The organism is Pseudomonas koreensis, from assembly GCF_024169245.1.
Taxonomy (GTDB): Bacteria; Pseudomonadota; Gammaproteobacteria; order Pseudomonadales; family Pseudomonadaceae; genus Aquipseudomonas; species Aquipseudomonas koreensis_F.
The window spans coordinates 4,934,184-4,954,256 of sequence record NZ_JALJWP010000001.1 but is presented as its reverse complement, the minus strand read 5'-3'; the positions used below and the strand labels follow the sequence as shown (position 1 = coordinate 4,954,256).

20 protein-coding genes are annotated in these 20,073 nt (G+C 60.3%); 9 read left to right on the top strand and 11 right to left on the bottom strand.

Annotated elements, in window-relative coordinates:
• Positions 1-57: 57 nt before the first annotated feature.
• Both J2Y90_RS21875 and J2Y90_RS21870 read right to left on the bottom strand, forming a co-directional pair.
• Positions 58-1,452, bottom strand: a complete 1,395-nt coding sequence (locus J2Y90_RS21875; RefSeq protein ID WP_253503142.1) for a sensor histidine kinase — start codon at positions 1,450-1,452, stop codon at positions 58-60.
• Positions 1,430-2,113: a response regulator transcription factor gene (locus J2Y90_RS21870; protein ID WP_039762250.1), complete on the bottom strand. Its 684-nt coding sequence runs from the start codon at positions 2,111-2,113 to the stop codon at positions 1,430-1,432. The genes J2Y90_RS21875 and J2Y90_RS21870 overlap by 23 nt, the downstream gene beginning before the upstream one ends.
• Positions 2,114-2,291: 178 nt before the next feature.
• Here J2Y90_RS21870 and J2Y90_RS21865 point away from each other — a divergent pair, with 178 nt between their 5' ends.
• Both J2Y90_RS21865 and J2Y90_RS21860 read left to right on the top strand, forming a co-directional pair.
• Positions 2,292-2,615 carry a hypothetical protein gene (locus tag J2Y90_RS21865; RefSeq protein WP_429462316.1) on the top strand — a complete coding sequence of 108 codons (324 nt, stop codon included), beginning with the start codon at positions 2,292-2,294 and terminating at the stop codon, positions 2,613-2,615.
• Positions 2,616-2,805: 190 nt separating this feature from the next.
• Positions 2,806-3,735 carry a hypothetical protein gene (locus J2Y90_RS21860; protein ID WP_016775227.1) on the top strand — a complete coding sequence of 310 codons (930 nt, stop codon included), beginning with the start codon at positions 2,806-2,808 and terminating at the stop codon, positions 3,733-3,735.
• A 179-nt stretch (positions 3,736-3,914) separates the two neighbouring features.
• On the opposite strand, the gene J2Y90_RS21855 is transcribed toward J2Y90_RS21860, so the two are convergent.
• Positions 3,915-4,274 carry a DUF6124 family protein gene (locus tag J2Y90_RS21855; protein WP_371699921.1) on the bottom strand — a complete coding sequence of 120 codons (360 nt, stop codon included), beginning with the start codon at positions 4,272-4,274 and terminating at the stop codon, positions 3,915-3,917.
• A 13-nt stretch (positions 4,275-4,287) separates the two neighbouring features.
• Positions 4,288-4,653 carry a DUF6124 family protein gene (locus J2Y90_RS21850; protein ID WP_253503134.1) on the bottom strand — a complete coding sequence of 122 codons (366 nt, stop codon included), beginning with the start codon at positions 4,651-4,653 and terminating at the stop codon, positions 4,288-4,290.
• A gap of 491 nt (positions 4,654-5,144) precedes the next feature.
• On the opposite strand from J2Y90_RS21850, the gene J2Y90_RS21845 reads away from it, so the two are divergent.
• The 4 genes from J2Y90_RS21845 to hcnC all read left to right on the top strand — a co-directional run bounded on the left by J2Y90_RS21845 (position 5,145) and on the right by hcnC (position 8,895).
• Complete coding sequence (locus J2Y90_RS21845; RefSeq protein WP_253503130.1) at positions 5,145-5,684, top strand: hypothetical protein; 540 nt, start codon at positions 5,145-5,147, stop codon at positions 5,682-5,684.
• A gap of 238 nt (positions 5,685-5,922) precedes the next feature.
• The gene (locus tag J2Y90_RS21840) at positions 5,923-6,237 is read left to right on the top strand and encodes a (2Fe-2S)-binding protein (RefSeq protein ID WP_083352473.1); all 315 of its coding nucleotides are present in this window, start codon (positions 5,923-5,925) and stop codon (positions 6,235-6,237) included.
• Positions 6,234-7,643 carry a cyanide-forming glycine dehydrogenase subunit HcnB gene (gene hcnB / locus J2Y90_RS21835; protein WP_253503126.1) on the top strand — a complete coding sequence of 470 codons (1,410 nt, stop codon included), beginning with the start codon at positions 6,234-6,236 and terminating at the stop codon, positions 7,641-7,643. The genes J2Y90_RS21840 and hcnB overlap by 4 nt, the downstream gene beginning before the upstream one ends.
• On the top strand, positions 7,636-8,895 hold the full coding sequence (gene hcnC / locus J2Y90_RS21830; protein WP_253503123.1) for a cyanide-forming glycine dehydrogenase subunit HcnC: 1,260 nt from the start codon (positions 7,636-7,638) through the stop codon (positions 8,893-8,895). The genes hcnB and hcnC overlap by 8 nt, the downstream gene beginning before the upstream one ends.
• 111 nt (positions 8,896-9,006) lie before the next feature.
• Here hcnC and J2Y90_RS21825 read toward each other — a convergent pair whose 3' ends face one another.
• The gene (locus tag J2Y90_RS21825; RefSeq protein ID WP_253503120.1) at positions 9,007-10,815 is read right to left on the bottom strand and encodes a monovalent cation:proton antiporter-2 (CPA2) family protein; all 1,809 of its coding nucleotides are present in this window, start codon (positions 10,813-10,815) and stop codon (positions 9,007-9,009) included.
• A 260-nt stretch (positions 10,816-11,075) separates the two neighbouring features.
• On the opposite strand from J2Y90_RS21825, the gene J2Y90_RS21820 reads away from it, so the two are divergent.
• The gene (locus tag J2Y90_RS21820) at positions 11,076-11,990 is read left to right on the top strand and encodes a LysR family transcriptional regulator (RefSeq protein WP_016775221.1); all 915 of its coding nucleotides are present in this window, start codon (positions 11,076-11,078) and stop codon (positions 11,988-11,990) included.
• Here the strand turns inward: J2Y90_RS21820 and J2Y90_RS21815 are convergent.
• From J2Y90_RS21815 to J2Y90_RS21800, 4 genes are all read right to left on the bottom strand, one after another.
• Positions 11,980-12,750 carry a substrate-binding domain-containing protein gene (locus J2Y90_RS21815; protein WP_253503115.1) on the bottom strand — a complete coding sequence of 257 codons (771 nt, stop codon included), beginning with the start codon at positions 12,748-12,750 and terminating at the stop codon, positions 11,980-11,982. The two genes, J2Y90_RS21820 and J2Y90_RS21815, sit on opposite strands and share 11 nt — an antisense overlap.
• A 13-nt stretch (positions 12,751-12,763) precedes the next feature.
• Positions 12,764-14,056, bottom strand: a complete 1,293-nt coding sequence (locus J2Y90_RS21810) for an MFS transporter (protein ID WP_253503112.1) — start codon at positions 14,054-14,056, stop codon at positions 12,764-12,766.
• Positions 14,057-14,996: 940 nt separating this feature from the next.
• A complete protein-coding gene (locus tag J2Y90_RS21805) occupies positions 14,997-16,958 on the bottom strand; it encodes a M48 family metallopeptidase (protein ID WP_253503108.1) in 1,962 nt (653 codons plus the stop codon).
• Between the two features lie 21 nt (positions 16,959-16,979).
• A complete protein-coding gene (locus J2Y90_RS21800) occupies positions 16,980-17,576 on the bottom strand; it encodes a LemA family protein (protein WP_429461728.1) in 597 nt (198 codons plus the stop codon).
• 200 nt (positions 17,577-17,776) lie between these two features.
• Here J2Y90_RS21800 and J2Y90_RS21795 point away from each other — a divergent pair, with 200 nt between their 5' ends.
• Together J2Y90_RS21795 and J2Y90_RS21790 are read left to right on the top strand one after the other, a co-directional pair.
• A complete protein-coding gene (locus J2Y90_RS21795) occupies positions 17,777-18,085 on the top strand; it encodes an RcnB family protein (RefSeq protein ID WP_042609276.1) in 309 nt (102 codons plus the stop codon).
• Positions 18,086-18,173: 88 nt separating this feature from the next.
• Positions 18,174-18,686 carry a hypothetical protein gene (locus J2Y90_RS21790; RefSeq protein ID WP_253503105.1) on the top strand — a complete coding sequence of 171 codons (513 nt, stop codon included), beginning with the start codon at positions 18,174-18,176 and terminating at the stop codon, positions 18,684-18,686.
• A gap of 1 nt (position 18,687) precedes the next feature.
• Here J2Y90_RS21790 and J2Y90_RS21785 read toward each other — a convergent pair whose 3' ends face one another.
• Entirely contained in the window at positions 18,688-18,999 is a 312-nt protein-coding gene (locus tag J2Y90_RS21785) for a protealysin inhibitor emfourin (RefSeq protein ID WP_253503102.1), read from the bottom strand.
• Between the two features lie 14 nt (positions 19,000-19,013).
• Complete coding sequence (locus tag J2Y90_RS21780; protein ID WP_253503099.1) at positions 19,014-20,060, bottom strand: M4 family metallopeptidase; 1,047 nt, start codon at positions 20,058-20,060, stop codon at positions 19,014-19,016.
• Positions 20,061-20,073: the final 13 nt, after the last annotated feature.

Sequence of the window (20,073 nt, the reverse complement as noted above, 5' to 3'; positions counted from 1 at the left end):
TGACTGAACCACCGCATTCGCGAGCAGGCTCGCTCCCACAGGGTGGATTGCATTCCCTCAGGCCTGGCTGATCAAACTCTGCCGGCAATCCAGCACCAGTTTCGCCCCGCCCAGATCACTGCTGCCGACCTCAAGACTGAAACCGTGCAGGCTGACAATCGCCGCGACGATCGACAGTCCCAGGCCAAAACCACTTTGCGGCTGGCCACCTTCAGTACGATAGAACCGCTGAAACACCGCCTCGCGTTCGGTCTCGGGAATCCCCGGCCCTGAATCGTGAACCTCGATCCGCGTCTGCCCGTTCGCATTGACCCCGCGCAGCATCACCGTGCCGCCGGGCGGGGTGAATTTGATCGAGTTGCTCAGCAGATTCGCCAGCGCTTCGAACAGCAACGCGCGGTCGCCATTGAGCGGCGGCAGCGTTTCCGGCATGTTCAACTGGAACCGCAGATCGCCTTCCTCGGCCAGCGGCAGATAGAATTCGTGCAACTCTTCCAGCAAACGCGCCGGATCGAGTTCAACAAAGCCCGAGCGACGCTGGCGATCTTCCAGTTCGGAAATCCGCAACAGACCACGAAACCGCGCCATCAGCGTATCCGCTTCAGCCAGTACCAAGTCCAGTTGCGCCGCTTCCTGCGAGCCTTCGCCGGCCTGTTGCTGCATGCGATACAACTGCGCGCGCAAGCGGGTCAGCGGGGTGCGCAAGTCGTGGGCGATGTTGTCGCAGACGCCTTTGACCTCGTTCATCAAGCGCTCGATGCGCTCGAGCATGGCGTTGACGATGGCGGCGAGCATGTCCAGTTCATCGCGGCGATTGGACAGCGGTAAACGGCGCGTCAGATCGCCGGCGACGATGGCTTGGGCGCTGTTCTGAATGGCGCGAATTCGCTGCAGCGGGCGGCGGCGCAGCAGATGCCACCCGGCGATTCCGGGAATGATCGTCAGCGAGACGCCCCAGAACAGCGCGTGCAAAATGATCCGCGTCACGGCGAACAACGAGCCGTTGTCGCGCAGCAACACCAGCCAGCGTCCGTCACGGGTTTGCGTCGCTACGGCATCGCAGCTGTCGCTGGGCAGGGTCGGATCGTCGGAATCGACACACTCGGCGAGCATGTGGATCTTGCCATCCAGCGGCAGATCTTCGGGGATTTGCTGCAGCGCACCGCCGAGATAAGTGCCCTGCGCGTCGAACAGGCCGTAGGCGTCGATGCCGCGAATATCAAAGGTCATGCTGGCGGCGAGGGCGTCTTCCAGTTGCTCGCCGCGAAAGTGCGAGAACAGGTGCTGACGTTGCATCAGCGAATGCTTGGCGAGCTTGTCGAGGTAGCCGGAAACCTCGTAATACATGACCCCCATGAGGATCGCGCTCCACGCCACGAACAGCGAGCTGTACAGCGCCAGCAAGCGACTGCTGGAGGAGCGCCAGCCGTCAGACGGGTTCGGCAATGACATAGCCCGAGCCCCGTACCGTGCGGATCAGCGGAACATTGCCCGCGGCGTCGATCTTTTTACGCAGACGGCCGATGTGCACGTCGATCAGGTTGGTGCCCGGATCGAAGTGATAGCCCCAGACCTCTTCGAAAATCATCATCCGCGAAAGAATCTGGCCGCTATTGCGCATCAGAAACTCGAGCAGTTTGTATTCGGTCGGCAGCAGCGTCAGCACCTGTCCGGCGCGGCGGGCTTCGTGGCTGATCAGGTCGAGTTCGAGGTCGGCGACTTTTAGCGTGGTGGCCTGGGTGGCGACGCTGTTCTGCCGGCGCAGCAACACTTCAACCCGCGCGGCCATCTCATCGGTGGCGAACGGCTTGGTCAGGTAGTCATCGCCGCCAGCGCGCAAACCGCGCACGCGCTCATCGACATCGGAGAGGGCGCTGATCATCAGAATCGGCGTGGCCACGCCCATGGTGCGCAACGTGGTGACAATGGCCAGGCCATCGAGCTCGGGCAGCATGCGGTCGAGGGTGATCAGGTCGTAGTTGCCGCTGACGGCGCGGTCGAGGCCTTCGCGGCCATTGTCGACCCAGTCGACGTCCAGCCCGTGGCTGCTCAGTTCGGCAACGATTTCCCGCGCGGTCACGGCGTCGTCTTCGATGGTCAAGATACGAGTCATAGGCAGGCCTGCTGATCGGTTCAAACGGAATGGCAGCATTTTGCCAAGAATTTGCCGTGACGCTTTAAATTAACTTTCATGTTGTAGCTGCCATTCGCCGGGACAGGCGCTGTGATTGTCGGAAGATTGATATCATCTGGCCATAAAGTCCAACAGGAGTGGCGCTGTGATTTCATTGATTAGCCGTGGGTGGAAGCCAATAGTCCTGCTTTTGCTGCTGTGTACCAGCGCTCTCGCTCAAGCTCCAAATACACCTTGTTCAGGCAAAAAGGGCGGGATTGATCGTTGCGACGGCGATCTGTTTCTGTGCAATGACGGCTCTATCAGCGGTTCGAAGAAGAGCTGCGCGGCAATGTTCGGTGAGCGCGAACAGGTGCGCCCGCAAAACTTTCTGAATAGCGACGATGGCTGCGCCTGTGGAACCAGTTCGTTTTGCACAGGGCCGCGTGGTGGGGTGTATTGCCTGACGCCGAGCGGGAAAAAGAGCTACAAGCGAAAATGATCGACCCGGGCCAATGCATAAAACCCGCTGTAATTGGGCAGGTGTTGCAATTTGCAACGTCCCCAGAAGTTCATCTTTTATAAGATATTGAAAAACAAGGGTTTATTTAGTTGCTGTATCTGGCACGGTCGCTGCAATTCCTCACTCGACGAGTTGTAACACCATTTTTCATGCCTGGAGCAGCACAACAATGAACAGATCCCCTGATGGCTATTATCCTGCCGTGGAAGAGTCGAGCAGTGTCTCAGGCGTGTCCTGGGGCGCGATCTTCGCGGGTGCAGCGGCTGCCGCAGCACTGTCGATGATTCTGGTACTGCTCGGTTTCGGCCTGGGCTTTTCGGCTGTTTCACCGTGGGCCGGAGAGGGCGTCAGCGCCAAGGGCCTGGGCATTTCGACGATTGTCTGGCTGGCTGTGACGCAGATCATTGCTTCCGGCATGGGCGGCTATATTGCCGGCCGTCTGCGCGTGAAGTGGGCAAACATGCACGGTGACGAAGTCTACTTCCGCGACACCGCCCACGGCTTCCTCGCCTGGTGCGTCGCTACGCTGGTCACCGCTGTGCTGGTGGTCGGTTCGGTGAGTAGCGTCGTCAGTGGTGGTGTGCAGGCTGGTGCCAATGTCGTCGGCGGTGCTGCCGGTGCGATGAGCCAGGCCGCCGGCTCCGCTGCTGCCAACACTGACAGCGATCAGTACGGCTACTTCGTCGACAGCCTGTTCCGCGATGATCGTCCTGCCGCCGTCAGCGATGACGCCGCACGCGGCACCGTGACCCGCATCTTCGCCCAGAGCCTGGCCAACGGTCAGCTCAGCGCCGAAGACCGTACCTACCTCGCACAACTGGTGTCGCAACGTACCAACCTGAGCCAGGCCGATGCCGAACGTCGCGTTGACGAGATCTACGCCAACACCCAGAAAGCCATCGCTGACGCGAAACTGAAAGCTCAGCAAGCGGCCGATACCGCCGCGAAAGTCGCTGCCTACACCTCGCTGTGGATGTTCGTAGCGCTGCTGGCCGGTGCGTTCTTCGCCAGCCTCGCAGCCACCTTCGGCGGTCGTCGTCGCGATGCGGTCGAGTACGTCGAAGTCGACACCTACACCACTACCACTCCGGTTCGTTAAAAAGGAGAGTCACCATGCGCTCATTACTGCTGTTCTTCCTCGGCGTACCGATCCCGATCATCATCCTGATCGCCCTGTTCGTACACTGATCCCTCTGAGGCAGGATGCCTCTGCCGCTTTCATCTTCGGGTGAAAGCGGCTTTTTTGCTTTTTGGAACTGCAAACGCAAGCGCGGCGAATTACTCGGTCGGCACGACGTTATCCAGCGCTTTGTTCACGGCCAATTCTCCCAACATGACCACTTGCGCAATGCCCAACAGGGTATTGCGCCGTGAGCCTTCGAGCATCCCGGCAAAATCACCGAGCATCACCGTGGCGGACGCCAGGGATTCGCACGCGTTGACCAGCAACGATTCGGTGTCGGATTGCGGGTTGACCATGAACAGAGTATTGGGGCTGTACGGCGTGGCGTTGATCCTGGCCGGCGGATTGGATGGTGTCTGTGACATCAGCTGAAACTCCGATGAGAGCAGCTTGGTGTGAGAGAGGACGCCACGAGGTGACGTCCACGCTGGCAGTGAGGGAGCACGCCCCCTCATGCCTCGGTTGCGGCTAGTTCGACACGCGTCGGCTGTCGAGCACGCGATTGACGATCAGCTCACTCAGCATGATCACCTGCTGCAACATCAGCAGCGAACGGCGCTGTGCAGGCTCTATGACAGTGCTTATTTCGCGGGCCATGTCGTTCGCCGCAGCCAGCGATTCACAGGCTTCGACGAGCAGCGTTTCGTCGTCCACAGTTGGGTCTACGATAAAGATCCTGCCCGGTTGGCGATTGGGAATCGTGGTCTTCAAGGTTTGAGGATCGAGATAAAAGTTGATGGCGCGAGCGGCCGCGTCTTTTATTCGCTGTGGCTCCAAAGCAGGGTCGTACGGGATCGAATCGGCTTCTGGCGGGTTTGGCGTTACTTTGAACATGGTTGACTCTCTATCTTGAAGGAATGAAGAGCCGTCACTATCGCTACCAAACGAAGGGTGGCGGCCACGCGCGGGTTGGTAGACCGGTCAAGATAGTTAACCCCGGCGCTCACGAATGAGCCCCACGCATGGTCACCATAAAGAGCTGAGCCTCAAAAGAGGGGCCGCTTAAAGGGACGCCGTACAACTATCAAGAAACGGGCTACCAAACCCGATCACTGTTTTGCAGTGACAGGGAAACGATATAGCCCTACCGATAGCCGTGTAAGCCGGCGGATTCTGATGCACCCGTAGGCAGCGACGCAAGGCGTTGTAAGTCCGATGCGGTAACAGCGCGTGTGATTTAAACATGATCGACAAATTGTGTTTATCCACTGCGTAAGGGCCGGCATGCCTGAGCCTTTTGCTTTCGGCAACTCAACAAGGCGACAATCGGTTCCCGAAGTGCCCTTGCTTCACTCCCCCGATTTTTTTAATTAAGGAAGAACACGTTGGACAAAAAGGAAATCAAACGCCAGGTCGCCGAAATGCTCGATGCCGGGCGCTCGAAAACCGATACTTTCAAGGCCTTCTCCGGTGGTGCGCTGAAAGACAAGGCGCTGGCCTATCTGATCGGTTCGCGCCCGGATCCGGATCTGCTCGAACGCCACGCCGGCAAGATCAAGGTCCTCCTCGGACTGACTTACGTTCAGGCCCTGATCGGTCTGGTGGGTGGCTATCTCCTCGGGCTGACCATCAGCAGCGGTTTTGCCATCGGACTTGGTTTGTTCGCCGGTGGCGTGCCTTTGCTCTTTGCCTGGGGTTTTTATCGCAACGCGGCTCATGCTTACACGGTGTACGTGGTGCTCTCGATCAGCCAGGTTCCGCGCATGTTCAAGGAATACGGGGATGACCCCACCGGTACGGTGATCGGCGTGGCAATCACCCTGGCGATGATTTTCTACGTGGCCTGGCTGAAAAACCTGCTGTTCCCCGACCTTGGTTTCTTCGGCGCAAAGAAGATCAAAGGCCAGTTCGTCTTCACCAATTGATCGATGTCCGTCCCGCCATTTTCACTGGCCTGGATCAATATTTCGCCTGGCGATATCGCCTACCGTAAATGATCCAGGCCTTTGCTGAGGTATGAGCTACAGTGCTTGTCGCGCACCTTGTTGCGCTGACGAAGTATCCGCGTCGACGTTGAAAACACGGCAATAAAAGCGTCGACGAGGCGTAGTGCAGCAAGGAGCTGACACAACCTCAACTGAATCTTCACGGACGAACACCGTAATGAACTGCCTAGAAAGAACCTTCGATATCCAGCCCTTGGTGCAGGCGGACATGACCGTGCACATCAACGGCCAAGCGGTCAGCGCTGCCATCGGCGAAACCGTTCTCAGCGTCATCCAGTCCCTCGGCGTGCGCCAGATCGCACGCAACGATCACGATCAAATCAGCGGCGCCTATTGCGGCATGGGCGTGTGCCAGTGCTGTCTGGTGAAAATCAACGGCCGGCACAAGCGCCGCGCCTGTCAGACCGTGGTGCGTGACGGCATGCTGATTGAAACCCAGGTCAACCGCGTCGTCGCGCAGGAGGTCGTATGAGCCTGCAACCGCTGATTGTCGGCGGCGGGCCGGCGGGGATGGCGGCAGCCATCGAGCTGGCGCGCCATGGGGTGCGCTGCACCTTGCTCGAAGAGGCCTCGCGCCTCGGTGGGGTGGTGTATCGCGGGCCGTTGCGCGATGGCGTGCAACTGGATTATCTCGGACCGCGTTACTCGGAAGCGCTGGACAAACTGCACGGTGAATTTGAGCAGCAGTCGGGCCTGATCGACGTGCGCCTCAACCATCGTGTGGTAGGCGCCGAAGGCACCCGCGCAATGGTGGTACTCGACGCCGACGAACAGTTGCATGAGATCGCTTATCCGCAGCTGCTGCTGGCCGCCGGTTGTCACGAACGCAGCGTGCCGTTTCCCGGCTGGACGTTGCCGGGAGTGATTCTGCTCGGTGGTCTGCAATTGCAGATCAAGAGCGGCGTGGTCAAGCCGCAAGGGCCCGTAATTATCGCCGGCACCGGGCCGTTGCTGCCATTGGTCGCGACTCAGTTACATGCCTGCGGCGTGCGCGTCACCGGGGTGTACGAGGCGTGCGCGTTCGGCAAGATCGCCCGCGAGAGTCTGGCGCTGTTGAACAAGCCGCAACTGTTCCTCGACGGCTTGAGCATGCTCGCTTATCTGAAATTGCACGGCATTGCGATGAACTATGGCTGGGGCGTGGTGGAAGCCCATGGCGACGGCGAATTGAAAAGCGTCAGCGTCGCGCCGTATTCGTCGACGTGGGAGGCGGATCTGTCGCGGGTCGAGCGCTTCGAAGCGCAGACGCTGGCGGTCGGTTACGGTTTTATCCCGCGCACGCAATTGAGCCAGCAGATGGGCCTCGATCATGGCTTCAGCGATGACGGCTATCTGCGTGCTCATGCCGATGTCTGGCAGCAAAGCAGTGAGCCGCATGTGCATCTGGCTGGCGACATGGGCGGGATCCGCGGCGGTGAAGCAGCGATGCTGGCCGGCAAGATTGCCGCCACTTCCATCCTGCTGCAACGCGGCGTGCTCGACGCCGAACTGGCCCGCGTGCGCCGCGATCGCTTCGCGAGCAAACTCAGAGCCATCGTGCGCTTTCGTGCGGCGGTGGATCGCTACACCGAACGCGGCGTCGGCCAGATTGCATTGCCCGCCGCCGACACGGTGATTTGCCGCTGCGAACACGCAACCCGCGCCGACATCGATCTGGCGCTGGAGCAGGGCGTGCAAGACATCGCCAGCCTGAAAATGCGTACCCGCGTGAGCATGGGCGATTGCCAGGGGCGTATGTGCGTGGGCTATTGCAGCGATCGCCTGCGCCAAGCCACTGGACGTCAGGATGTCGGCTGGCTGCGCCCGCGCTTTCCGATTGATCCTGTGCCGTTTTCGGCGTTCCAGTCCTTTGGCGCGGAGGGCGCTGGCCATGAGTAAGTTCTACGACGTGGTCATTGCCGGTGGCGGCGTGATCGGCGCGTCCTGCGCCTACCAATTGTCCAAGCGCAAAAATCTGAAAGTTGCGCTGATCGACGCCAAGCGTCCCGGCAATGCGACCCGCGCTTCGGCTGGCGGTTTGTGGGCGATTGGCGAGTCGGTCGGCCTCGGTTGCGGGGTGATCTTCTTTCGCATGATGTCGGCCAATCGCAAGCGCGCAACCCAAGGCGCAGCGGTGGCGGTGGACGCCAGTACGCCGCATATTTTGCCGGCGTCGTTTTTCGATTTTGCCTTGCAGTCCAACGCGCTTTACCCGGCGCTGCACCGCGAGCTGAAAGACAATCACGGCATGGATTGCAAGTTCGAAAAGACCGGGCTGAAGTTCGTGATCTATGACGACGAAGACCGGCTCTATGCCGAGCACATCGTCGGCTGCATTCCGCATCTGGCCGATCAGGTGCGCTGGCTCGATCAGGCGGCGTTGCGCGCGGCGGAGCCGAGCGTCAGCCATGAAGCGCGCGGGGCGCTGGAGTTTCTCTGCGATCATCAGGTCAGTCCGTTCCGCCTCGCTGATGCCTATCTGGAAGGCGCGCGGCAGAACGGCGTCGACATCTTCGTCAATACCAACGTCACCGGCGTGCTGCATCACGGCACTCGCGTCACCGGTGTGCAGACAGCGGAGGCGGGGGTGTTTCACTGCAAGACGCTGATCAACGCTGCCGGCGCGTGGGCGGCGGATTTGAGCGAGTGGGCGACGGGGATTCGCATTCCGGTGAAACCGGTGAAAGGCCAGATTCTGCTGACCGAACGCATGCCGAAAATCCTCAACGGCTGCCTGACCACCAGCGATTGCTACGTGGCGCAAAAGGACAACGGCGAAATCCTCATCGGCAGCACCACCGAAGACAAAGGCTTCGACGTCACCACCACCTTCCCGGAAATCGCCGGGCTGGTGCAGGGCGCGGTGCGCTGTCTGCCGGAGCTGGCGGACGTCAATCTGAAACGTACCTGGGCAGGGCTGCGTCCGGGGTCGCCGGATGAGTTGCCGATCCTCGGGCCGATGCATGGGGTGGAAGGGTATCTGAATGCTTGCGGGCACTTCCGCACCGGGATTCTGACCTCGGCGATTACCGGGGTGTTGCTGGATAAACTGGTGAATGACGAACCGCTGCCGCTGGATATCACGCCGTTTCTGGCGGATCGGTTTGAAGTGGCAGCCGTTGAGCCAGCGCCCGTGCTGGAACTGGCCTGACCCGATCCCCCTGTAGGAGCTGCCGAAGGCTGCGATCTTTTGATCTTGTTTTTTAAGAGCAAAATCAAAAGATCGCAGCCTTCGGCAGCTCCTACAGGGGATTCGCAGGGCTCAGGATTTGCGGGCTTCTTCTTCGAGCTGATCCGATTCGAACAGTTTGGCCAGTTCCGCCCGGGCTTCCTGGGCGGTCTGCAGGACTTTGGCGGCGTCGTCGTAGACGGCGTGTTGCGCCTCCAGTACCTGTTCGTCGTGATGCTTGAAACGCTTGATCCGCGCATCGGCCTGGGCCTGGGTCAGACCGAGGCCGACCAGCGTGCGTCGGCTCATTTCCAGACTCGAATAATAGGTCTCACGGATCGCCTCCGCGCCCACATCGACCAGGCGATGCACGTGCTGACGGTTACGCGCGCGAGCGATGATTTTCATGTGCGGATACAGCTTGTGCACCACTTCGGCAGTCTTGATGTTGGTTTCCGGATCATCCGTGGCGATGACGAAATATTCCGCCTCGCCAACCTTCGCCGCGTGGAGGATTTCCGGGCGCATCGGGTCGCCGTAGAACACCGGCACACCGCCGAAGCTGCGCGACAGTTCGATGGTTTCCACCGAGGTGTCCAGCGCGACGAACTTGATGTTCTGCGCGCGCAGAATCCGCGCCACGATCTGCCCCATCCGGCCCATGCCGGCAATCACCACGCGCGGCGCTTCGGTATCGATTTCGCGGAATTTCTCCGGCACTTCCACCGGCTGCACTTTCGGGCTGACCAGACGCGCGCAGATCAACAGCAGCAACGGCGTCAGCGCCATCGACAGGGTGATGGTCAGCACCAGCAAGTCGTACAGACGCGGTTCGAACAGGCCCTGATCGCGGCCGATCTTGAACACCACAAACGCAAACTCACCGCCGGCAGCGAGGACGATACCGAGGCGAATTGCGCTGATCTTGTTCAATCCTCCTGCCAAGCGCCCAACCACGAACAGCAACGGCAATTTGAGACCGATCAACAGCAGGGTCAGACCCAATACGGCGATCGGCGCGCTCAACAACAGGCTGAGATTGGCGCCCATGCCGACGCTGATGAAAAACAGCCCGAGCAGCAGGCCTTTGAACGGTTCGATCTGCGCTTCCAGCTCATGCCGGTATTCCGAATCCGCCAGCAGCAGACCGGCGAGAAACGCCCCCAGCGCCATCGACACACCGACCAGATCCATCAGCCATGCCGTGCCGATCACCACCAGCAACGCGGTGGCGGTGGACACTTCCGGCAGACCGGTTTTCGCCACCACGCGGAACACCGGCCGCAGCAGATAACGCCCGCCGATCACCACCACGGCAATACCGCCGAGCACCTGCAAGCTGTGGCGGATGTCGTCGGCGGTGCTGGTGTGGTGATCGACGCCAGCGAGCATCGGCACCAGCGCGATCAACGGAATCGCGGCGATGTCCTGGAACAGCAGAATCGCAAACGCCAGCCGCCCGTGGGGACTGGTCAGCTCCTTGCGCTCAGCGAGGCTTTGCAGGCCGAACGCCGTGGACGACAGTGCCAGACCGAGGCCCAGCACAATCGCGCTGTTCAGCGGCTGGCCGAACACCGCCAGTGCCAGCACGCCGATCACCGACGCAGTCAACAGCACCTGCGCCAGACCGACGCCAAACACCGATTTGCGCATCACCCACAAGCGCCGCGGCGACAGTTCGAGGCCGATGATGAACAGCAGCAACACCACGCCCAGCTCGGAAATATGCGCAACGCTCTGCGGGTTGCCAATCAGGCCCAGCACCGACGGGCCGATGATCACCCCGGCAAACAGATAACCGAGCACCGCGCCCAGTTGCAGACGTTTGGCCAAAGGCACGGTGAGCACCGCCGCGAACAGAAACACGACAGCGGCTTGCAACAGATTGCCTTCATGGGGCATTGAAATGACTCCTGACTACGGTACGGCGGGGGGCGACAAGGATAAGGGTTGACCTAATTTCAGATCCACCAAAGATCCCTTGTAGGAGCTGCCGAGTGCAACGAGGCTGCGATCTTTTGATCTTGCTTTTACCTTCAGAGAATCAAAATCAAAAGATCGCAGCCTGCGGCAGCTCCTACAGGGGATTTCCGGTGTCGCTGTAATAATTTGCATCAACTCGTTACATTTATAACCCCTGCGCATCAATTTCCGGAAACGCCATGGCCATCAACTTCGACCTCAACGACCTGCAAGCCTTTCGTGCGGTGGTCGAGCAGGGCAGTTTTCGCAAGGCTGCCGACACCGTGCGGCTGTCGCAACCGGCGCTGAGTCGGCGCATCGAAAAGCTCGAAGACGCCCTCGGCGTGAAACTGTTCGAGCGCACCACGCGCAAGGTCAGCCTGACCCAGGCCGGGCGCGGTTTCATGCCCAGTGTCGAACGCTTGCTGGATGATCTCGACATCGCTTTGCTCGGCATCAGCGAAGTCGCCTCGACCCGCTTGGGCCATGTCACCGTCGCCTGCGTGCCCTCGGCGGCGTATTACTTCATGCCCCGCGTGGTCGCGCGTTATCACCAGCAGTTTCCACGGATCAAGGTCAAAGTCCTCGATTCCAGCGCTCACGACGTGTTGAGTGCGGTGGTCAATGGCGAGGCGGATTTCGGCTTGAGTTTTCTCGGCACGCAGGATGCCAAAGTCGAGTTCGAACCGCTTGTGCAGGAGTGCTATGTCGTCGCCTGTCGCCGCGATCATCCGCTGGCGGGGCGCAGCAGCGTCAGTTGGGACGAGTTCTATCAGCAAGATTACATCGCGCTGGACAAGACTTCGGGCAATCGCTTTCTGCTTGATCAGGCCTTGGGCGGGGTGGTGCCGCAGCGTCAGAGCATTTGCGAGACGCGGCACGTGACAACGATGATCGGCCTGGTGGAGGCGGGGTTGGGTGTGGCGGCGGTGCCGTTGATGGCGATGCCCGGGCCGGATCATCCGATCCTGACGCGGGTGCCGCTGATCGAGCCGCAAGTGATGCGCAGTGTCGGCATCATCAAGCGCCGGGATCGCACGTTGACCCCGGCGGCACTGGAACTGGAGCGGCTGGTCGTGGAGATGCGCGTCCAGCCGCCAACGATCAACGCTTGACCGAATCCAGTCCAGTGGCCTGCACGTCAGCCTGAGCGGCCGGTGCAGCGAGGTAGGCGAGCAGGGCTTTGGCCTCTTCCGGATGCTCGGCCTTGACCGGAATACCCGCGGCAAAACGCGTCACCGACTGCACCGATTCCGGAATCTTCGCGACGAAGCTCACGCCCGGTACCGGCAGCAATTCACTGACTTGCTGGAAGCCCAATTGATAGTCGCCCGTGGCAACCACCGAACCGACCGGGATCTTGGCGATCATCTTGGCTTTCGGGTTCAGCTGATCTTCGATGCCGAGTTTCTTGAACAACTGCTGCTCGATATACACGCCGCTGGCGCTGTCGGAGTACGCCACCGACTGCGCGTCGAGCAGGGTTTTCTTCAGGCCGTCGACGCTGCTGATGTCCGGTTTCGTCGCGCCTTCACGCACTACCATGCCGATTCGCGAATCCGCCAGTTCAACGCGGGACGCCGGGTCGACCTTGCCTTGTTTGATCAGCTCATCGAGGGCGTAGCCGACCATGATCACCACGTCGGCGTGCTCACCGCGCGCCAGACGATTGGGGATCGCTTCCGGCGCCTTTCCCATCGACGGGCCGAGGCTGGTGGTCAGGGTGTTGCCAGTGGCAGCGGCGAATTTCGGCCCGAGAATCTTGTAAGCGGCAGTGAAGCCACCGGAGGTCATCACGCTCAATTCCTCGGCCTGGGCCGCGAAGTTGAAGGCGAGACCGGCGAGCAGGGCGGTAACAGTAAAGAGTTTTTTCATGGCGAGTATTTCCTCAGGCCGCGACAGGTTGCAGACGACCACCGGCACGGCGGTACAGATAACGCGTGGCGCACAGCGCGCACAGCGCACCGATGCTCATCCAGTAACCTGGCGCGGCTTTGTCGCCGGTGTACTGGATCAGGAAGGTCGACATCGCGGGGGTGAAACCGCCGAAAATCGCCGTGGCCAGGCTGTAAGCCAGGGAGAAACCGGCGACGCGCACCTCCACCGGCATGATTTCGGTCAGTGCCGGAATCATCGCGCCGTTGTACAGACCGTAGATAAACGACAGCCACAACAGCGACAGCAGCATGTTGGTAAAACTCGGCGCCTGCACCAGGAACGACAGCGCCGGGTAGGTAGTGGCCAAGGCCAGCAGGGCCATGCCGATCAGCACCGGGCGACGGCCGATACGGTCGGACAACGCGCCGCCAATCGGCAGCCAGAAGAAGTTCGACACACCCACCAGCAGCGTCACCAGCAGCGCGTCGGAAGTGCTCAGGTGCAGCACGGTTTTACCGAAAGTCGGCGCGTACACGGTGATCAGGTAGAACGCGGTGGTGGTCAGCGCGACCATCAACATTCCGCCGAGTACTACGCCCCAGTTCTGACCCAGCGTGCGGAATACTTCGCGCATGCTCGGACGATGTTTGCGCGCAGCGAACTCTTCGGTTTCCGCCAGGTTGCGGCGCAGGAAGAAGATGAACGGGACAATCATGCAACCGACGAAAAACGGAATGCGCCAGCCCCAGGCAGCCACTGCTTGCGGCTCCATCCACTGGTTCAGACCGTAGCCCAGCGCGGCCGCGACGATGATCGCCACTTGCTGACTCGCCGACTGCCAAGCGGTGAAAAAGCCTTTGCGACCCGGGGTGGCGATCTCGGACAGGTACACCGAGACGCCGCCGAGTTCCGCACCGGCCGAGAAGCCTTGCAGCAGCCGGCCGATCAGCACCAGCGCCGGTGCGAACAAGCCTATGGTTTCGTATCCGGGCACCAGCACAATCAGGATCGTGCCGCTGGCCATGATCGACAGGGTGACGATCAGACCTTTGCGACGCCCGACATCATCGATGTACGCGCCGAGCACGATGGCACCCAGCGGACGCATCAGGAAGCCCGCGCCGAACACCGCGAAAGTCATCATCAGGGAGGCGAACTCGCTGCTCGCCGGGAAGAACACCGCTGCGATCTGCGTGGCGTAGAAGCCGAACAGAAAGAAGTCGAACTGTTCGAGGAAGTTGCCCGAGGTCACCCGGAAGATGGCACCGGCCCGCGAGCCGTTGGTTGGGATTGAGGCTGTCATAGAAAAGTACTCCACCGCTTTTATGACGTGCGCTACGGAGAAGCGGCGCACGGTTTTTATTGAGGTGGATGGTGGCGCAGATGTAACAATCTGTTAATTGCATTGTTGGCATGGATTGATGCGTGGGGCGGATCAATCCGTGACGTGGAGCGCTGTCAATGTGGGAGCGAGCCTGCTCGCGAAGGCATCTGGTCAGGCGGTGATTTGTTCAGGTCGACCGGGTACATATCCGTTGCTGCGGTAACGGCTGCTTAAGGTTTCGCCCTTACGGCGAGTCACCTTTTTCAAACGCCAAAAAGGTAACCGAAAAGGCTTGCTCCTGCGTTCGGCCCTCGCAAGCTCGGGTTCCTTCGCTACAGGATCGATCCGGGCGCAGCGTCTCCGGTTTGCTTCGCTGCACCTCCTCCCGCTGTGTTCGACTTCGTCGAACGGTCGCTGCGCTCCCACGCCCGGATCAATCCCTCCACTCAGCCTTCCGACGTCGCCCGTGGATCAAAAGCACACGAGCTAACGCTCATTGTTGAGTGGGGCGGCTTCGCCGCGGGCAGCTGCGGCTGCCTTGCTTTTCTGTGGGAGCGAGCCTGCTCGCGAAGGCGGCCTGACAGCCGACCTGATCTTGAGGTTGTGCCCAATCCAACTGTATGAGCTGCCGAAGGCTGCGATCTTTTGATCTTGCTTTTGCTCTTGCTCCTGCTTTTTGTAGGAGTGAGCCTGCTCGCGATAGCGGTATGTCAGGCGAAACCGATATTGGCCGATCGAATGCCATCGCGAGCAAGCTCACTCCACAGGGGATCGGCGGTGACTAAAGAATCAGAATCCGCCAAGGCCTTTGTAGGAGTGAGCCTGCTCGCGATAGCGATATGTCAGGCGAAACCGATGTTGGCCGGTCGAATGCCATCGCGAGCAAGCTCACTCCTACAGGGGCGGGTTACCACTCTGCCTACGCCGTAGCCGCCATTGCACTTGGTTCGCGAGCTACCTCAGTCGCGCCGTTCCCAACCTGCACAGGCATGCTCAGAAACGGCGGAAGCGGGCAATCGAGCAAGTCGGCGACGGCCCGGAACAACTCCGCTTCGGCCACGGTGATCACGCCGTCGTGCATCACGCAGCGGGTCATCGCATCGAGCAGGGCGGGGCGCTCCTCCGGCATGAGATGGCGCAGACGGCTGAGCGCGGTTTCCAGCCCGATTAGTTCTTCCAGATCGGCGCGAATCTCTGGTGGTCGCTCGAATGCGAGCCCTTGCCACGCAGATTCCAGCGCCTGCGCCACCGTCGCTTGATCATTTTGACCGGCGCGGGCCAGCGCGCTGAGCAGTGCCAAGAGTTCTTCGGCGCACTGGAACAGACCGAATTTGAACTGCACCGGCGCCGCGCCCAGCACATTGCGTTCGACGATGCGCAACAGCGTCCACTCAAGCAGTTCGGTCTGGTTGTCGGCTTCAATCAGCGCGATCAGGTTGGCATCGACCCTGGGGAAACTTTTGCCGAGCTGTTGCAGGCTTGGTGTCGCCAGATCGAGCAGTGGCAAACGCAGGCCCGGCTGTAGTGACAACAGTGGATTTTGCAGCTGTTCCAAATGCTCGAACACCGCGTCGTCGACGGATCCCCTCAGTATGTCGAACTGCATGCCCAGCACGGGCGCCGAGCGCGACAGCAACAACCCGTAAACGATGGCTTGAGCGCCATCGACGCTGCGCGCAGCGTCTCTGAGTACCTGCGGAATATCGTCGAGCAAACGGCGCGCCTCAAGCAAATGTTCTGCCTGCGGCGCGCCGATCGCTGCGACTGAGGCTTGCGCCGCACTGAAGTCGTAAAGCACCGCCGTGGCGGCAGCCGGGACGCCGCCAAATGCATCCGCCATCGGCAGGTCGGGTTTGGCCGGCAGCTCTACGCTCGGCGCGGCGATCTTGACGAAGCTGCCATCCCATTGCGCATCGACCCGGCGGATCCGCTCGCTCAAATCCGGATGCAAGGCCATCAGGTCGAACGAAGAAGTGCCCGAGCCGAAATACAGATGGCTGAACTCGGCAGCACGCGCGGCATTGAGCGTGGCGCCCAATTCATAACCACCGATTTTTTTCAGTGCACCGGCAATGCTTTGCGGGTTGCGCGTGTATTGCACAGCCGTCGCGTCAGCGAGGAACTCGCGCTGGCGCCCGATCGCTGCCTTGATCAGGTTGCCGAAATACGACCCCGCAAATCCTGCAACGCACAGGACAAAACCCACCAGCGCGGTGAACGCGACAAACTTGCTGCGACGCGCGGCTTCTTTGCCCACCGTTTCGGTGCCACGCAGGATGTAGCTTCCGGTCAGGCCGAGCACGAGGATGCCGTGAACGATAGCGATCAACCGGGTATTCAGGCGCATGTCACCGTTGTAGATGTGGCTGAACTCATGGGCGATGACACCTTGCAACTCTTCGCGAGTCAGCAGATTGATCGCGCCCTGAGTCACGCCGATCACCGCGTTTTGCGGCGTCATGCCTGCGGCGAAGGCGTTGATGCCCAGCTCCGGCAGCAAATACACCGGCGGGACGGCCGTGCCTGAGGCGATGGCCATTTCTTCCACCACGTTGAGCAGGCGCTGCTCTTCAAGAGTCTGCGCGTTATGGTTGATCAGCCGGCCATTGAGGCTACGCGCAATGACTTTGCCGCCGGCGGACAACTCCGAATGCTTCGCCGTACTGCCCAGCAGCACGACGCTGATAACTACCGCGGATACGGTTCCGACCAGCTCCCAGCTCATTTCGAGATCGAAGAGGACATTGCCGTCGCCGTCTTCCACCGGAATGATCATCATCAAGCAGGACGCGGCAATCAGGCTCAGAACGGCCAATCCCATCAGAACGATGAGCAGCAGAGTGCGGCGCTTGGCCTGGCGCTGTTGTTGGAAAAAATTCATGGTGCCATCCGTTGGCTGGGGTCAGAACGAAACCTGTGGCGCTAGCTGAATCGCCGCGCTGTCGGCGAATGTCAGCAGCGACGCGTCGGCAGCATGGCCGAACAGCGGGGCGAACACGACAGCCGGAAAGCTCTGTTTGAGGGTGTTGTAGCTCATCACCGCATCGTTGTAAGCCTGGCGAGCAAAGCTGACTTTGTTCTCGGTGCTGCTCAGCTCTTCGCTCAATTGCTGCATGTTTTGCGAAGCCTTGAGATCCGGATAGGCTTCGACCGTCACGTTCAACCGGCCCATCGCACTGCTCAGTGCGCTGTCCGCCTGCCCGAGCTGGACGATGTTCTGGGCATTGCCCGGCTGCGCCTGAGCTGCCTGCAGGCCTGCAACCGCGTGGTTGCGCGCTGCGATCACTGCTTCCAACGTCTCACGCTCATGAGCCATATAGCCCTTGGCGGTTGCCACCAGATTGGGGATCAGGTCGTAGCGACGTTTGAGCTGCACCTCGAGTTGCGCAAACGCATTGTTGATTTGATTGCGGCGGGCAACGAGGCGGTTGAAGAGCTGGATGGCGTAGAGGGCGAGGAGGCCGGCAACGACCAAAAGGATGATGAGAGTGCTGTTCACGGTGATGTCCTTATTCACGCGGCAGAAAGGGGCGCGGCATCTTAGCGCAAATCCGACGGGTGTGTGGCAGCGGGCCACTTTTCGCTGCGGGCCAGATCGGCAGCGTCAATTTCTCAGCCTGCCTGAGCACAAAAACAAGGAATGTTTCCCGCGCCGCGCAGTCGGAGTTCAGGTACTACTCATCTGAAAGAGGTTCACCGATGAACAGCAAAACCCTAATCGCCAGTCTGGCCCTCGTTGCCGGTATTGCCGGTATCACGCCCATTGTTCAAGCGGCGCAAACCTCCAGCGAACCCGCCGTGCAATCGCCGACCAGCGACCGCCAGCTGAAGGTCAACGACCGCGCGCCGGAAATGTACCAGCGCGAGGACAAGGCTTTGAAGAACTGGAAAGCCAAAGGTCTGAAAGCACCGATCGAACAGGCTCAGTGGGTGCAGATCAATGACAAGTACGTGATGGTGATGATCACCAACGGCACGATTGTCGAGATGCAGCCGGTCGAGCGATAGGCCCGGTTTTACAATTGGCCATGGATGGCTGATTGTATTCGAACGGCGTTCCGGTAAAACAGCGGGCGTTTGAATGAGGAACAAGGGATTGGACAAGAAACTTCTTTACCGCAAAGTGAATACTCGTACGTGGGGTGTTCGTCGCAACGAATCAGTTGCGCATTACCGCGATCAGCGCAACAGCAAAGCCGCAAGCCGTCACGAAGCCATGCGAAGTTCGATGCATCCAGGCAAACAATACGGAAGAGACTACACCCCGCTTTTTCGCTTCCTGTTGTCTCGCGTTGGCGGCCCTTGGGATTCCATTTTCGGGGAGGCTGTCGCGCGACTTGATCAATCCGCCCCAGTGTTCTGGATGGTTGCCATCCATGAAGAAGATCGCCAGGACATCGTGCGACTAGGTGAATCCAGCTATTTCAGCGGGCTGTATGTCGATGAGCAAAATCGACTGCAAATGGTTGATCCGAAACTGACGGCGCAGGACATGACGCCGCATTGCGAGTGCTGTACGCACACATTCAACGGTGTGGTCTTTGGACAAACCGCAGGATTTGGCCCACGCACATCGTCAGTTGTCGACGCAGAAGACCCGCCAGCATGAATCAGAGCAGCTCTCCCGTGTCCCACAGACTCACCAACTCCCCAGGCGCCCGGTCCTCCGGCACCTTCAACACCATTTCCCCGGACTGATAGCGCACTTCAATCTGATAGAAGCGCTGATCCCCACGGCCCGATTCGCTGCTGTCCAAAGGCAGGCAGCCCTCGAGCACTGAGCAGATCCTTGAGCGCTGACTGATATCACATTGCGCGAATTCGATTTCCCGTGGGCGGCTCAGGCTGTGAGTCGCTGCAACGCCACCCTGGCGAGATACGCGCAAAACGGAGTCGTCATCCAGCTCGGGTAGCGTTTTCATACAGCCTCCTCGGATTATTCGATGCCGACCTGTGCCCAGGCTCGCTGCACTGCGTCGGCTGCTTCGGTGCCAAAGCGCTGGGCGGCGTGGTCGATGGTCAATTTTGCGAACGCGTCGAACGTTGCCTCTTGGCTCAAGCGGTCATCGCACAGTGTGTCATACCAGATCTTCCCGGCCTTTTCCCAGGCAAAGCCACCAAACGCCCGGGCTGCCAGATAAAACGCACGGTTGGGAATGCCGGAATTGATGTGCACGCCACCATTGTCTTCGCTGGTGATGACGAACTTGCGCATGTGATCCGGTTGCGGGTCCTTGCCCAGCAATGGGTCGTCATACGCCGTGCCCGGGTGCGACATCGAGCGCAGGCCCTTGCCCTGGATCTTCGGCATCAGCAGGTCGGCGCCGATCAACCAGTCGGCCTGCTCGGCGGTTTGCCCGAGGGTGTATTGCTTGGTCAGCACACCGAACACGTCCGAGAGCGACTCGTTCAGCGCGCCGGACTGGTTGGCATAAATCAGCCCGGCCTCGCTTTCGGTGACGCCGTGGGCCAGTTCATGGCCGATGACGTCGAGCGAGCGGGTGAAGCGCTGGAAAATTTCGCCATCGCCGTCCCCAAAGACCATCTGCGCGCCGTTCCAGAATGCGTTTTCGTAGCCCTGGCCGTAATGCACGCTGCCGATCAGGGCGAATCCCTGATTGTCGATCGAGTCGCGACCGAGCACTTTCCAGAAGAAATCATAGCTGGCGCCCAGCGCATCGTAGGCCTCATCGACCGCCGGATCGCCCGACGCCGGCTGGCCCTCGAGGCGCACCGGCATCCCCGGCAAGAGCATTTTGTTCTGCGCATCATGCACGCTGCGTCGGGCCAGGCCTGGCTTGGTCGCCTCCGGCAGAATCGCCCGCGCCGGCGGCTGCGAAGGGCGGCCGGGGTTGGGTAGCAAGCTGCGTACATGGTTGAGCGTCTGCATCGCGGCGCTACGCTGCGGCTCCGAACCGTGGGCAATGATGCGGTTGAGGATGTAGGGCGGAATAAAGCTGCGCAGCAATCGAGAGTCGGTCATCAAAGCATCCTTG

Bases quoted from the DNA above. Each gene is read 5' to 3' on its own strand.
- J2Y90_RS21875 (WP_253503142.1), bottom strand. From the start codon at position 1,452: ATGTCATTGCCGAACCCGTCTGACGGCTGGCGCTCCTCCAGCAGTCGC.
- J2Y90_RS21870 (WP_039762250.1), bottom strand. From the start codon at position 2,113: ATGACTCGTATCTTGACCATCGAAGACGACGCCGTGACCGCGCGGGAA.
- J2Y90_RS21860 (WP_016775227.1), top strand. From the start codon at position 2,806: ATGAACAGATCCCCTGATGGCTATTATCCTGCCGTGGAAGAGTCGAGC.
- J2Y90_RS21855 (WP_371699921.1), bottom strand. From the start codon at position 4,274: ATGAGGGGGCGTGCTCCCTCACTGCCAGCGTGGACGTCACCTCGTGGC.
- J2Y90_RS21850 (WP_253503134.1), bottom strand. From the start codon at position 4,653: ATGTTCAAAGTAACGCCAAACCCGCCAGAAGCCGATTCGATCCCGTAC.
- J2Y90_RS21840 (WP_083352473.1), top strand. From the start codon at position 5,923: ATGAACTGCCTAGAAAGAACCTTCGATATCCAGCCCTTGGTGCAGGCG.
- hcnB (WP_253503126.1), top strand. From the start codon at position 6,234: ATGAGCCTGCAACCGCTGATTGTCGGCGGCGGGCCGGCGGGGATGGCG.
- hcnC (WP_253503123.1), top strand. From the start codon at position 7,636: ATGAGTAAGTTCTACGACGTGGTCATTGCCGGTGGCGGCGTGATCGGC.
- J2Y90_RS21825 (WP_253503120.1), bottom strand. From the start codon at position 10,815: ATGCCCCATGAAGGCAATCTGTTGCAAGCCGCTGTCGTGTTTCTGTTC.
- J2Y90_RS21820 (WP_016775221.1), top strand. From the start codon at position 11,076: ATGGCCATCAACTTCGACCTCAACGACCTGCAAGCCTTTCGTGCGGTG.
- J2Y90_RS21815 (WP_253503115.1), bottom strand. From the start codon at position 12,750: ATGAAAAAACTCTTTACTGTTACCGCCCTGCTCGCCGGTCTCGCCTTC.
- J2Y90_RS21810 (WP_253503112.1), bottom strand. From the start codon at position 14,056: ATGACAGCCTCAATCCCAACCAACGGCTCGCGGGCCGGTGCCATCTTC.
- J2Y90_RS21805 (WP_253503108.1), bottom strand. From the start codon at position 16,958: ATGAATTTTTTCCAACAACAGCGCCAGGCCAAGCGCCGCACTCTGCTG.
- J2Y90_RS21795 (WP_042609276.1), top strand. From the start codon at position 17,777: ATGAACAGCAAAACCCTAATCGCCAGTCTGGCCCTCGTTGCCGGTATT.
- J2Y90_RS21785 (WP_253503102.1), bottom strand. From the start codon at position 18,999: ATGAAAACGCTACCCGAGCTGGATGACGACTCCGTTTTGCGCGTATCT.
- J2Y90_RS21780 (WP_253503099.1), bottom strand. From the start codon at position 20,060: ATGACCGACTCTCGATTGCTGCGCAGCTTTATTCCGCCCTACATCCTC.